The organism is Sphingobacterium sp. UBA865 (assembly GCF_002295765.1).
Classification (GTDB): domain Bacteria; phylum Bacteroidota; class Bacteroidia; order Sphingobacteriales; family Sphingobacteriaceae; genus Sphingobacterium; species Sphingobacterium multivorum.
Genome location: NZ_DBGB01000042.1, coordinates 374,624 through 388,706, shown reverse-complemented (window position 1 = coordinate 388,706; position 14,083 = coordinate 374,624). Strand labels below are relative to the sequence as shown.

Below are 14,083 nucleotides of genomic sequence, written 5' to 3'. Positions count from 1 at the left end.
AATGAAAATTATAGGAAAAATATTAGTTTCGGGTGTTCTTGTAGCATTTTTATATAGTTGTGGCGGACAGGCTGACAAGAAGGAAGAGAGCGGAGCCAGGAAAGAGACAAAGAAGGCAGAAGCTAGTGGTGAGGAGGGGCATGCAGAAGAAGAGTCTTCTACTATTGCATCACTTACACAAGAACAGATTAAGGCTGTTGGGATCACTCTTGGCGACATCGAAAATAAAAATCTGACAGCAACCGTCAAGGCCAACGGAGCACTTCGGGTTCCTAACAATAAGAAGGCAAATGCGACCTCGCTGTATGGAGGGGTTGTCAAAAGTCTCAAAGTGCAGCTGGGTGATTATGTTCAAAAAGGGCAGGTGATCGCCACAATAGAAAATCCACAGTTTATCCAGCTGCAGGAAGAATACATAACGATTGACAGTCGGATTACTTTAGCACAACAGGAACAGAGCCGTCAACAGGAACTTAATGAAGGGAGTGCTGGTGCATTGAAAAACCTCCAGACAGCTACTGCTGACCTGAATGCACTGATGGCTCGTAAAGCATCATTAAAAAAGCAGATACAGTTGATGGGCATTAATCCATCTAGTATTAACAGGGAGAATCTAAGGTCCGCACTTGTTGTAACAAGCCCTGTCAGTGGTACGATTAGCAATGAGCTGGCCAAGATAGGTAGTTATGTAGATGTTTCCTCTCCGGTTGTCGAAATTGTCGATAATGGTCTTTTGCATCTTGATCTTCAGGTATTCGAACGCGACTTACCTTATATGAAAATTGGACAGGTTGTCAATTTTACCATTACCAATAATCCAAAAGTTACCTACACTGCAAAGGTATTCAATATAGGCTCATCATTCGAAAACGAAAGTAAAACAATAGCTGTGCATTGTACTGTAGTAGGGAATAAAACGGGGCTAATTGACGGAATGAACATTACAGGTATGGTCAGTGTAGAAGATGTAATGGCATCGACTGTTGCTAATGATGCCATTGTAGAAGCTGACGGTAAGTTCTATATTTTTGTTCATACGGATAAGGATCCTGAAGCTGGTCACAAGGAAGGTGGTCATGAACACAAAGAAGGTGAAAGCCATGACCAGAAAGCTGAAGAAGACCATGATCACAAACCGGGGGAAAAACATGATCATGTTGCTGATAATAAGCAAACTGAAAAGAAAATTAATTTTGAAAAGATCGAAGTTGTTAAAGGAGTTTCTGAATTGGGTTACACTGTTATCACTCCTGTAACAGAAATTCCTAAGGGAGTTAAAATTGTTACCAAAGGGGCATTCTTTATCAATGCGAAATTGAGCAATACTGGTGGGCATGAACATTAATTTCTAAGTAAATGTAAAATTATGAAAACTCTGTTGTTATCTGTTGAAAATTATGTTTCCTCATTGCTAAAAGAAAACCTTTCAGGTGATTTGGGTTTTCATGGCATTACCCATACAGTTGAAGTTGCGAAAGCAGCAGTTGAAATTGGACAATTCTATAGTCTTGATGGTGGCCAAATGGAAATATTACTTGTTTCCGCCTGGTTTCACGACTGTGGTTATATTCATACCTACGCCGGACACGAGGAAAAAAGTAAACAGATAGCCAAAAGTTTTCTGACGAGATATAAAGCCGATACCGAATTTATAAATTCGGTATCGGCCTGTATCGAAGCAACAAAGTTTCCGCAGTCGCCGATGAATTTGGTGGAAATGATACTTTGTGATGCTGATTTCTTTCACTTTACTAGACCCACTTATCCTAGATATGCTATGGCGATAAGGAGAGAGTTTGAAATTTTCCTTCACAGGGTTTATTCGGATGAGGAATGGAAGACTATAAATATGGCTATGTTGCGAAACCACACTTATTGGACTTCATATGGAAAAAATGTTCTGGATAGATTTAAACAGGTCAATGTTATATTGATGAACTTTAATAGTCGGGATATACTATGAAGTGATCCGCTGGCAGTATTATGAAAAATTTCGACAACAGCTCCTTCAGGTATGGAATTTACTTGAAGATGTGTTTGACCAGCATTTACACTGTATTTTTGTTTTGCTATGAACAATATTGAAAATATTGAAATCGGTTTCGGAAGGGGGAAACCAAGATTTATAATTAATTGTTCATTATCTAAATGTACATCCGTCTAAAAATATAAAGAATGATTATTGTTCTTCACAAACCTAGAATATTCAGTTATGTTATTAAATCGAAAAATATCAATTTGGTACTTTATAAATGAGATAAAGACACAATTCATTCTGATCTCTATATTCGCCATATCGATCGGCGTGGTTGATATGCATCCGACTTTTAAAAAAGTATCCTTGCCGCTGAGTATTCCTGCTCTGATCGGAACGGCTGTTTCCCTACTACTGGCCTTTAGAACGGCTCAATCCTATGAGCGCTGGTGGGAAGCCAGAACAATATGGGGAGCTATTGTTAATGACTCCAGGAATTTACTAAGGCAGTTTATTCAATATGCTCCCGAAAGTCCCCGATACGAAATAAAAGAATTTGTGGACCGACAAATTATCTGGACTTATGCGCTGGGAGAATCGCTCCGAAAGCTGGAGTTTTCACCTAAAGTTCAGGCTTATCTGCATTTCCACGGGATAAAAGCCACAAATATACCCAATGCAATATTGGATAGACATTCAAATGCAATCAGACATCTCGCTTTCAGTGGAGCGATAACGGATATTCAACAGGTTCAGCTAAATGAAACAATAGGTAGGTTATGCGACAGCATGGGTAAGTGTGAACGTATTAAGAATACGGTCTTTCCCAGATCATATAGCATGATGGTACACACCTTGATCTACGTCTTTGCCGCGATTTTGCCTTTCGGGCTCGAAGATTCTCAGTTAACTATTGAGATCGTAATGACCATGATTATACCAATACTCTTTATTGCCATTGAAAAGACAGCCATCATTATGCAGGATCCTTTTGAGGGTACGCCAGTTGATACACCAATGACTTCGCTTGCACAAACCATCGAGATAAACCTTTTGGAAATGATTGGAGAAATAGATATTCCGGCAAATCCCAAAAATGATTCTTATTATGAAATGTAATATATCTGTAAATAATAAAATCTAAAGACTCTATGGATATGAATTTTGAACTTTTGCTTTCTGCTAAATTGGTACTCGCTCTCGTTTTAGGAAGCATCGTCGGTATAGAACGGGAAAAAGAACAGCAGAATATGGGTATAAGGACATTTGCCTGTATCTGTGTTGCCTCTTGTCTCTTTGTATCTGTTGCAGCCCACTTGACTGAAGACAGGTCTGCAACGGCAAGAATGCTGGCGGCGATTGCAACTGGCCTAGGATTTATAGGAGCCGGTATAGGATTTCGTACTGAGAAAAGTATGCCAATAGGACTGACCACAGCAGCCGGCCTCTGGACAATTGCTGCGGTTGGAATAGCTATCGCACTCAACATGTTTGTTCTTGCAATTTCTGCAACAGTTATTACCCTATTGATTTTCGTAATAAATCAATTTGAGTGGTACAAGCGATTTCTGAGAAAATTATCCGACAATAAAAATAGCGGCCATGAAACAGAATAATAATCAGTTCGATCTGCATCTTCAAAAACTCGCAGATTTGTTTGAAGGGGCGAAGAAAGAGAACAATCCCGGGCGGTATCTTTTTGAGAATGGATTAAGAACACCTTTGTTCCAATTGGAGGCATTGGCCAGGATATATAGTGTTACTGGTCCAAGAACAAAACAGTTTAGAAGAATGCGGGACAAATTTAAACAATTGGAGGACATGCTTGGGAGCATAGACTATTTTACCACTTTTGCTAAATTGTATACCAAAGACAAATGCATTCCAGAAGATGTGGGGATTTATTTTGATGCACAATTAGAAAAAGTCGTGAGGAAACTTAATAAATTACTCAAACGTAAAAACTGGTTGAATGGTAAACAATTAAAAAAAATCATCAGTGACATTGACAAAACCCAATGGAAGGCAAAAGACGAGCAGCACAGACGTCTTGTTAAATTCTATCGTTCAGAAATAGAAAAGATAATGGATTTTTCCCAGAATGGAAAATATGTTTTCAGAAACGTGGAGTCAGATATTCATGAGTTTCGTCGGAAATTACGCTGGTTAAGTATTTATGCACAATCATTACAGGGATGTGTCGAACTAGTAGATATTGAACATGAAAAGTCGGAGTTGAGAAACTACCTTACTGATACTATACTTGAGTCACCCTTTAATCGACTCCCACCTGTTGAAGAAAAGCAGACCCATCCTCTGGCGCTATCCAAGTTTGGTTTTTACGCAGTTAGCTGGATGATCGAACAGTTGGGAATACTGAAGGATCATGGACTCAGCTTACTTGCCCTGGCGGACGCTTTGAAAGAAACAGAGAAAATCAAAAAACAAAGTGATGCAATAATTAGGGCTGAGAAATATTTGGAGAAATCAATTCCTTCAATAGATGTTGTACTAAGTGAAGCAAATAAGGTCTCGAAACAATTCTTTATGGATAAAATATTAAAAAACCTTTTAAAATAAATATTATGGATCACAAACATCAATATGACGCGCAAGGCAAGCAGATCTGTTGTACGCAGACGGAAAAGGTCTATTCTAAAGCCGGAGCAAGAGAATTGGTAAAAGAGGAACATTACAAAAATGACGGACACGATCATGGCCATAGTGATGATGACGGTCATGACCACAGTAATGCCACCGGAAGTCCATTTAAAATGTTTCTACCATCTATTCTTTCTCTTTTACTTTTACTTATTGCAATATCATTGGATAACTGGCTGCCTCAGGAATGGTTTAAAGGAACAGTCAGATTTGTTTGGTATCTGGTAGCTTATGGAATCGTAGGCCTTCCGGTAATTCAAGATGCTTTTAAGAGTATAGCCAAGGGAGAGGTCTTCTCAGAATTCTTTTTGATGAGCATTGCAACCATAGGCGCGTTTTTTATCGGGGAATATCCCGAAGGGGTGGCCGTTATGCTTTTTTATGCTGTAGGCGAAGTATTTCAGACGTTGGCGGTTTCAAGAGCACAGCGTAACATAAAAGCCCTGCTGGACCAGCGGCCGGACGAAGTGAGAATTGTTGAGGAGAATCAGACCAGAGTTATTAAAGCCGAGGAGGCACAGATAGGTATGGTTATCCAATTAAAACCTGGGGAGAAACTGGGCCTTGATGGAGAACTGCTCACGGATAGTGCTTCTTTTAATACTGCCGCACTGACAGGTGAAAGTAAACCGGATACCAAAAACAAGGGGGAATCGGTGCTTGCCGGCATGATCAACCTAAATACCGTTGCTCAGGTTAAGGTGACTACCGCTTATACGGACAGCAAGCTAAGTAAGATTTTGGAATTGGTCCAAAATGCAACATCCCAGAAAGCACCTACAGAACTTTTTATAAGGAAGTTTGCCAAAGTCTACACCCCAATCGTTGTTTTTCTTGCAATCGGAATATGTTTGCTACCTTATTTCTTTTTAGAGAACTACGTATTCAATGACTGGCTTTACAGAGCTTTAGTCTTCTTGGTAATTTCATGTCCTTGTGCATTGGTAATTTCTATTCCATTGGGATATTTTGGAGGTATTGGAGCTGCCAGTCGTAATGGTATTTTATTCAAAGGCAGTAATTTCCTTGATACTATGGCTGCCATAAAGAATGTAGTAATGGATAAAACTGGTACAATGACCGAAGGTGTTTTTAAAGTGCAAGAAGTAGTTTTTAATTCCGATTTCGATAAAGCTGAAATTCTAAAACTCGTAAATGCCATCGAAAGTCTTAGCACGCATCCTGTAGCAACGGCCATACACGAATATGTAGGAGATGTTGATAGTTCCATAAAATTAGAAAACACTGAAGAGATTCCCGGTCATGGTTTGAAAGCGCAGATTGACGGAAAAGAATTACTGGTCGGCAATTTTAAACTGATGGACAGATTCAATATTAAATATGATCTAGATCCATTATCAATTGTCTACACAACTATTGCGGTGGCTAAAGACAGTAAATTTGTGGGCTACATTACCATTGCCGATAGCATAAAGGAAGATTCCCAAAAGACTATTGATATGCTTCATAAGCTCAATGTAAAAGCGACGATGTTGAGCGGAGATAAGACAACTGTTGTTAGATTTGTTGCAGATAAGCTGGGGATCGACAAGGCTTTTGGAGATCTCTTGCCTGAAGACAAAGTAAACAAAGTAAAAGAGATGAAGGCAAAAAATGAAACTGTTGCCTTCGTAGGAGACGGGGTAAATGACGCTCCGGTAGTTGCTTTAAGTGATGTGGGAATTGCTATGGGAGGACTTGGAAGCGATGCGACAATTGAGACAGCAGATGTTGTTATTCAGGATGACAAGCCTTCTAAAATCCCGATAGCCATTAATATTGGCAAGAAAACAAAAAAAATTGTTTGGCAGAATATCATACTAGCGTTTGTGGTGAAAGGCATAGTTCTTATTCTTGGGGCTGGAGGTCTTGCTACTATGTGGGAAGCCGTATTTGCTGACGTAGGGGTTTCGCTAATTGCGATATTGAATGCTATAAGGATCCAGCGGATGAAATTTTAAATAAAATTTGAATGTTATTGGAAACAGTATTCTATAAAACATCATGTTTAGTAGGGTCTTAGCTTTTTTATACAATAAAATGATCATCTAGGATGTTTTGTAATAAAGCAAGACATCCTTATTGTTAGCCTTTGAAAGGAATATCCAATTAGACTGTATTTATCAAATTTACGAAGGAATCAAAAATATGTTGGTATTGTTTAGTCTAAGTATCGGTCATGGCTGTCCGACATTCCTGTTTTCCATCTGTAAATCTTGCAGCATCATGTTGGGGTATCTTTATAATTAATGTGTTAGTGAAGTTTTTCTCATAAGTCTAAACGGTCATTAACTTTTGTAGCTTTTTTTGTTCTAACCTGTGTTGAAAGAAAAATAGGTTTTGAGAAATGTTGTATTAGGAAGTTTAGGATTATAAAATTATTGTTGATGCAAATGAGTATCAATTTATGTTTTTATCAAATTTTAATATAGGATTTCTATTTTTTATTGTTCCAGTTGTATTGAAATGAAAAAAAAACATAATGTACACAAGAGAAAACCTGCTGTTAAGAGGAGAAAGAGAAAACATACCTCTACTATATCCCAGAAGTCTTTTAAAGAGAGAAAATCACCCTTTTTGATTTTTATGGTCATTATACTGTCCATTATAACAATAATTACAATCATCGTTCAGATAAAACATATATATATACATATTTCAGGAAGAGGGCATTAAAATTCAATAATCAACTTAAAATTTTAGTAATGTTAGGTACTGTATTCACAGTATTTGATTGTGTTTTAGAAGAAGTTGATTGTTAGATTAGTAGTTCAAAATTACGAATTCGAATTATTTATAATAATCCCCTCAACTAACATTTATAGAAATAATAAACAGATAATTGAGGTCAAGATTTTAGGTGTTAAAAGTGTGTCAATATTCAATAAAGGTTTTAAGAACGTTTAAGATTTGTATTAATACGCAAAATATTATCAGAATATTTGCAATTTTTTATTTTTGATAAATGTATAACATTAGTATATGCTAGTTTTGTTTTAAGCCTAGAAAATGTTACTATTGTGTTTTGTCACTTTTGGTTTAAAGTATCATGTATAGACGTGTTTTATGTGTCCTGTTGATTGTTATATCGGTTATCTTATGTAAAGCAGGAACTGGACAGGATACTGCGTTGATACAACTGCTTCAGATGATCGACAAAAAGGAAGTGTTTATGGCCCTCAAAGAAGCGAGAATAGACGATTTGGGACGACAACTTCAGAAATCAATAAATAACACTTCCGGACAATACGAATTAAACAAGCTCCTTTACCAAGAATATTCTTCATATAAACTAGATTCTGCGATTATATATGCTAGGGGAAATGTAAAATTAGCCAAAAGAAGTGGCGATTTCTTCCAAATCAATGAAAGTAATCTGGATCTTGCTTCATTTTACTTCACAGCAGGTATGTATATTGACGCCTATAAAATATTGGCCACTGTAGGTAAGAACAAGCTTCCTAGAGAACTGTTGATCAAGTATTACGATGCGTGGAAAAGGCTCTATAAATTTTATTCATTTTCAAATACCGACGATCGGCAGTATGCTATTCGGAGTGACCGCTATCGCGATTCGCTCTTAAGTGAACTGGACACGGCAAGTAGTCAATACCGTATAGTTTATGCCGAAAAGCTCCATGATGAAGGGAAATTTGAGGAAGCGAAAAAGAGTTTGATGTATATGCTTGATCTTTCCCGAAAAGAGGATCATGAACATGCCATCTTATGTTATGCCCTGGCTAATATCTATGAAAAGGAAGGAAATATTGACCTTCAACGCAAATATTTGACGCTATCCGCGATTAGTGATATTAAAAACGCCATCAAGGAGAATGCCTCGATGCAGGCATTAGCGACCTTATTGTATAAGTCAAACCATATTGAAGAAGCCTATAGCTGTATCAAATCGTCAATGGAGGATGCTATATTTTGTAATGCCCGTTTCCGGACCTATGAAGCTTCGCAGATCTTTCCAATCATAAACTCAGCTTATCAAGAAAATGAATTACAACAAAAGGCAAAATTGACAATCTTTCTAGCGATTGTCAGTATCCTATCGCTGTGCCTCATTATAGCAGTTATTTTGATATACAGGCAGATGAAGCGGGTAAATCGCGTCCGTAGAGAGCTCTTCGAACTCAATCAAAAATTGCAGGTGCTCAATCAGCAATTGAATACAGCCAATGACGAACTTCATACCACCAATAGCGAAGTGCTGTCTATGAATAGCGAGTTGGCAGAAACCAATCACATCAAAGAAGCCTATATCGGTGAGTTCCTAAACTTATGTTCCTTATATATTGATAAGCTCGAAAAATACCAGATTTCGCTCAACAAGATGGTCATGGCCAAGAAGATCGAAGAGCTCAAGCAGATGCTTAAATCACGCGATATGATCGACCATGAAGTAAGAGAATTATACGCCACTTTTGATCATGTATTTTTGCACTTGTATCCGAACTTTGTGGAAGATTTCAATGCACTGTTAGTCGCAGATATGCAAGTCGTCTTAAAGCCAAATGAAGTACTGAGCCCGGAACTCCGTATTTTTGCATTGATACGTTTGGGTATTACAGACAGCGCAAAGATAGCCCGTTTCCTGCACTATTCAACCAATACCATTTATACCTACCGGACCAAATTCAGAAATAAAGCTGCCGTCCCGCGCGAAGATTTTGATGAATTGGTCACAAAAATAGGTCGAAAAGCCCTAAATTATTGACCTAATCTTCTATATATTTCTTTGTTGTATTTGATGTAATATTCTGTTTTTTAGGTTTTTACGTTTTTGTTGTTTCTATATTTGGCGATACACCTCTTTTATCTGCTCTTTGATCCTCTTATTTTTGGATAAACCAATTAGGGGGCGATTTGACACTAGTTTCAAATCGAAATTAGATAACAATTATAAGTAATACGTAAAAATCAAATTTTATGAAAAACCAGGGGCGATTACGTTTTACGTATCCCATTCTCATGCTTTCAATGATTTTGATCTGTTTAAATTCATTTGCACAACAAAGGGAGATTCAGGGTACTGTAAAAGACGAAAACAAGCTAGCTATTGAAGCTGTTTCCGTCAACAACAAGGGGACAACCCAACAAGTACAGACAGATCGAAATGGCCATTTTAAAATGACCGTTGCACATGGTTCAGTTTTGAGCATCTCCTATATCGGCTACAAGACTCAGGAACTAAAAGTAGACAATGCATCAATTTATAATATTATATTAGTCAAGGATAACACAGCACTTGACGAGGTGGTTGTTATTGGATATGGGACCGTTAAAAAGAAAGATCTGACAGGTTCTTTAGCGTCTGTGGGTGCAGAGGCAATGAAAGATAAGCCTGTGGCAAATGTTGGCGAAGCGCTTCAAGGACGTGCCTCTGGTGTACAGGTTATCAACTCAGGCGCGCCCGGAAGCAATGTGTCCATACAGATTCGAGGGCTGGGATCAATCAACAATAGTGCTCCATTGTTAGTGATTGATGGCGTCCCAACGGATCTGTCTCTCAATGCGCTCAATCCAAATGATGTGGAGACAATCGATATCCTCAAGGATGCCTCTGCTACTGCCATTTATGGTTCCAGGGGAGCCAATGGTGTTGTATTGATTTCAACAAAAAAGGGTAATAAAAATAAAGGCAGTATTACGGCAAGTGCCAATTACGCGATTCAGCAGGCAACGAGCCTACCCAAAATGCTGAATGCACAACAGTTTGCGTCGCAGCACAATGAGATGATGGCCAACAACAATAACCGTCAACGACCGGATTTTGCCGATCCTACATTGCTTGGCCGAGGAACAGATTGGTTAGATGCGCTCCTACAGACAGGTAAATTAGCTAATTATGCCCTTAGTTATGCTGGTGGTGGAGAAAAGAATACGTACTACGTCTCTGCTGGTATACTCAATCAGGATGGCATCGTGAAAAACACCGATTACAAACGGTATAATTTTCAGTTTAACAATGAAGCTAAACAGACAGCATGGCTCAAATTGGGCAATACGCTCACGCTAAGCCATGATGTAAAACACAATGGTTCCTATAGCGTATTGAATACGCTTGCCTCATTGCCTACACAACCAATTTTTAATGAAGATGGTACCTATTCAGGGCCAGGAAATGAAGCTATATTCTATGGCGATCTGCGCAATCCGATCGGGACTGCCATGCTTGAACAAAATACAACGAAAGGCTATAATCTTCTTGGAAATATCTATGCGGAAGCAAATTTCTTGAATCATTTCACCTTCAAAACTTTGCTTGGCCTTGATTATAAGGCTTGGGACAATATGACCTTTTCGCCTAAATACAATTGGAAACCCATCCCCGTTCCCAATTCCTATCGGAGTGAAAGTTTCAACAAGAGCCTAACCTATTTGTGGGACAATACCCTCACTTATGCAAATACTTTCGGGGGTGGACACGAAATCAATGTGATGATAGGTTCTAGTGCGCAAAACAATGATTATAATTACATGAATGGAAGTATCAAGGAATTTCTTTCCGACAATAATAACCAGTTAAATAATGGCTTGTTAGATCCAACTGTAGGTGGGAGCCGCAACGAATGGGCGTTATTGTCATTCTTCGGGCGCGCCAATTATACGTTTAAAAATCGCTATCTCCTTACGGCCACTGTACGTCGTGATGGTACATCAAGAATTGCTTCGGCCAACCGTTGGGGGACTTTTCCTTCTTTTTCTGCCGCCTGGCGTATCTCTGAAGAGTCTTTTTTTAACAAAAATGATTTTTGGAGTGATGTTAAACTCCGTATCGGTTATGGAGTTACCGGTAATCAGGCCGTGTTGGATAACTATGCTGCATCAGCCCGCTTAAAAACTGGTCAATATGTTTTCAATGGTATTCCCGTTTCGACATTGTACCCACTCGTTATGCCTAACCCGGGCATACGCTGGGAAACGATCAAACAACAGAATGTTGGAATTGATGCAAGTTTTTTCAAAAACAGGATCCAGTTGACGATGGATGCTTACATCAAAAAAACCTCAGATATGCTTGTCAAAATGAGCGTGCCCATTACGACAGGATATTCAGACAGCTATACGCCAATGATCAATGCCGGAGAGGTAGAAAACAAGGGGTGGGAATTAAGTTTACGTAGCCAAAACCTAAAAGGAGAATTGGTTTGGAATACCGATTTCAATATCTCCTATAATAGAAATAAGGTCGTTAGACTTGATGGCGATGTACCTATTTACTACGGTTATCAGTCCCATACCATTGGACAGCCTGTTGGATCATTTTATGGCTATTTGACCAATGGTATTTTTCAAAACTGGGCCGAAGTGAATAGTTATGCTTATCAATATCAAGGGGCAGATCCCGCTAATAGTACGGCACCCGGCGATATCAAATTTAGGGACATCAATAAAGATGGAGTTGTTAATGACTATGACCGGACCTATTTAGGCAATCCAACACCAAGTTGGAGTTTTGCCATGAATAATAAGTTGTCCTATAAAAATATAGATCTTGAAGTATTCTTTCAGGGGGTGTCTGGAAACCAGATCTATAATGCCAATAGGGTTACCTTGGAAGGTATGTATACCATACGAAATCAGACGACTAAGGTTCTTGATCGTTGGACCGCTGAGGGAACCAGCAATGAGGTGCCGAGAGCGATTTACAGCGACCCCAATAAGAATACACGTAATTCAGATCGTTTTATTGAGCAGGGAAATTACCTGCGTCTGAAAAATCTGACCGTAGGTTATACCTTGCCTGAAGCTGTAGCCAAACGTCTGCATGCAGGACGGTTGCGGTTTTATTTTTCAGGGCAGAATTTGTTTACTTGGACCAAGTATTCTGGCTTCGATCCTGAAGTGATAGGAGGTGTTGACAATAGTAACTACCCGATCACAAAAAACTTTAGCTTGGGATTGGACCTTAGATTTTAACTAATTAGACTCATGATGATGAAAAAAATATTTTATATGGCCCTTGCGGCGATGCCCCTTTGGTTGGGCTCATGTTCAAAATTTTTGGATAAAGAACCTCTTGAGGATCCCAGTGCCGAATCCGTCAAGGATGCTTCCGCTGCTGTTGCAATGATCAATGCGGCTTATCAGCCACTCCAACGACCCAAGTTATACAATATGCGTATATGGTCATTAGACATTATGGCAGGGAATAGTGCCGTGGGTGCAGGTGGTGGCGATGATGGAATAGAAACGATCCAATTGTCCAATTTTTCCACTGGCCCAGACAATTTTTCGGCGGTTGATCTTTGGCGAGGACCCAATCCCGGTATTTTATATTGTAATACCGTCTTGGAAAATGTCCCTTCGATGGATATAGATCCCCAATTGAAAAACAGATTGATTGGCGAAGCCAAATTCCTCCGTGCGAACTATTATTTTATTTTGGTTCAGCTGTTTGGCGATGTGCCGCTTTCATTGGTACCCGCGAAACCTGGAGATGATCTCAAACCGGCTCGCGTGAGCAAAGAACGCATCTATAATGAAGTCATTGTACCAGACCTTAAGGAAGCCATTACACTGTTACCTCGTCGTGAGGAATATGCCGATCAGGATAAGGGACGCGTCAGTAAAGGAGCTGCGGCAGGCCTTTTGGCAAAAGTTTACCTCACACTAAAACAATATCAGTTGTGCATTGATCAATGCAATCAGGTCGAGTCGCTGGGGTATGTGCTTAATGCAGACTATAGTGATTGTTTTGGGGGGGAGCCTCGTCATAAAAATACAGCCGAATCGCTCTTTGAAGTACAATATTATGGACTTACCAAGGCCGGATTTTGGGACGATGAAAATCAGGCAAACTGGCTGAGCACCTATATGGGACCACGCAAACCGGGCTGGGTGGGCGGCGGCTACGGTTGGAATCAGCCAACAGCTGAGTTTGTCTCCCAATACGAAACTGGAGACTTGCGCAAAGATAAAACTGTTTTGTATGAAGGAGGACCACTTTTCGACGGTAAGGCCTACAAATCCAATATGTCGTCCACAGGATATAACGTGCGCAAATTTTTGGTTCCATTGTCCATTTCACCCGATTACAATACCAATGCGGCCAATATCGTTGTGTTACGTTATGCAGACGTGCTATTGATGAAAGCCGAGGCACTCAATGAACTCGGCAATACGGCTCAAGCGGTGGATCCCCTGTATATGGTGCGACAACGAGCAGGTTTGACCGACAAAAAGTCAATTACAGGGCTTTCCCAAGCTGATATGCGTGAAAAAATCCGTCACGAAAGAAGAATAGAACTTGCTTTTGAAGGACAACGCTGGTTTGATATGATTCGCTGGGACAACGGGCAGTATGCGCTTAACTTTCTGCACAGCATCGGCAAGCTCAATGCCACCGCAAAACATTTGTTGTTACCCATTCCTCAAGTTGAGATTGACGCCAATCCAAATTTGAAGCAGAATCCCGGTTATTAAATCCATTTTGGT

The 14,083-nt window shown here is 39.5% G+C and carries 9 protein-coding genes; all 9 read left to right on the top strand.

The features are described 5' to 3' along the window. Position 1: 1 nt before the first annotated feature. The 9 genes from B2O97_RS24670 (at position 2) to B2O97_RS24630 (ending at position 14,071) form a co-directional block, all read left to right on the top strand. A complete protein-coding gene (locus tag B2O97_RS24670) occupies positions 2-1,345 on the top strand; it encodes an efflux RND transporter periplasmic adaptor subunit (protein WP_088160812.1) in 1,344 nt (447 codons plus the stop codon). Positions 1,346-1,366: 21 nt separating this feature from the next. After that, complete coding sequence (locus B2O97_RS24665; protein WP_088160813.1) at positions 1,367-1,963, top strand: HD domain-containing protein; 597 nt, start codon at positions 1,367-1,369, stop codon at positions 1,961-1,963. 249 nt (positions 1,964-2,212) lie between these two features. Beyond that, positions 2,213-3,094 (top strand): bestrophin family protein, encoded by an 882-nt coding sequence (locus B2O97_RS24660; RefSeq protein WP_088160814.1) that lies wholly within the window; start codon positions 2,213-2,215, stop codon positions 3,092-3,094. 38 nt (positions 3,095-3,132) lie between these two features. After that, entirely contained in the window at positions 3,133-3,591 is a 459-nt protein-coding gene (locus tag B2O97_RS24655; RefSeq protein WP_198386059.1) for an MgtC/SapB family protein, read from the top strand. Further along, entirely contained in the window at positions 3,578-4,555 is a 978-nt protein-coding gene (locus B2O97_RS24650; protein ID WP_088160816.1) for a hypothetical protein, read from the top strand. The genes B2O97_RS24655 and B2O97_RS24650 overlap by 14 nt, the downstream gene beginning before the upstream one ends. Positions 4,556-4,560: 5 nt before the next feature. Next, complete coding sequence (locus tag B2O97_RS24645) at positions 4,561-6,597, top strand: heavy metal translocating P-type ATPase (protein ID WP_088160817.1); 2,037 nt, start codon at positions 4,561-4,563, stop codon at positions 6,595-6,597. A gap of 1,088 nt (positions 6,598-7,685) precedes the next feature. After that, positions 7,686-9,359 carry a DUF6377 domain-containing protein gene (locus B2O97_RS24640; protein ID WP_088160819.1) on the top strand — a complete coding sequence of 558 codons (1,674 nt, stop codon included), beginning with the start codon at positions 7,686-7,688 and terminating at the stop codon, positions 9,357-9,359. Between the two features lie 212 nt (positions 9,360-9,571). Then, a complete protein-coding gene (locus B2O97_RS24635) occupies positions 9,572-12,565 on the top strand; it encodes a SusC/RagA family TonB-linked outer membrane protein (RefSeq protein WP_286768325.1) in 2,994 nt (997 codons plus the stop codon). A gap of 12 nt (positions 12,566-12,577) precedes the next feature. After that, complete coding sequence (locus B2O97_RS24630) at positions 12,578-14,071, top strand: RagB/SusD family nutrient uptake outer membrane protein (protein WP_286768324.1); 1,494 nt, start codon at positions 12,578-12,580, stop codon at positions 14,069-14,071. The last annotated feature ends 12 nt before the right edge of the window (positions 14,072-14,083 follow it).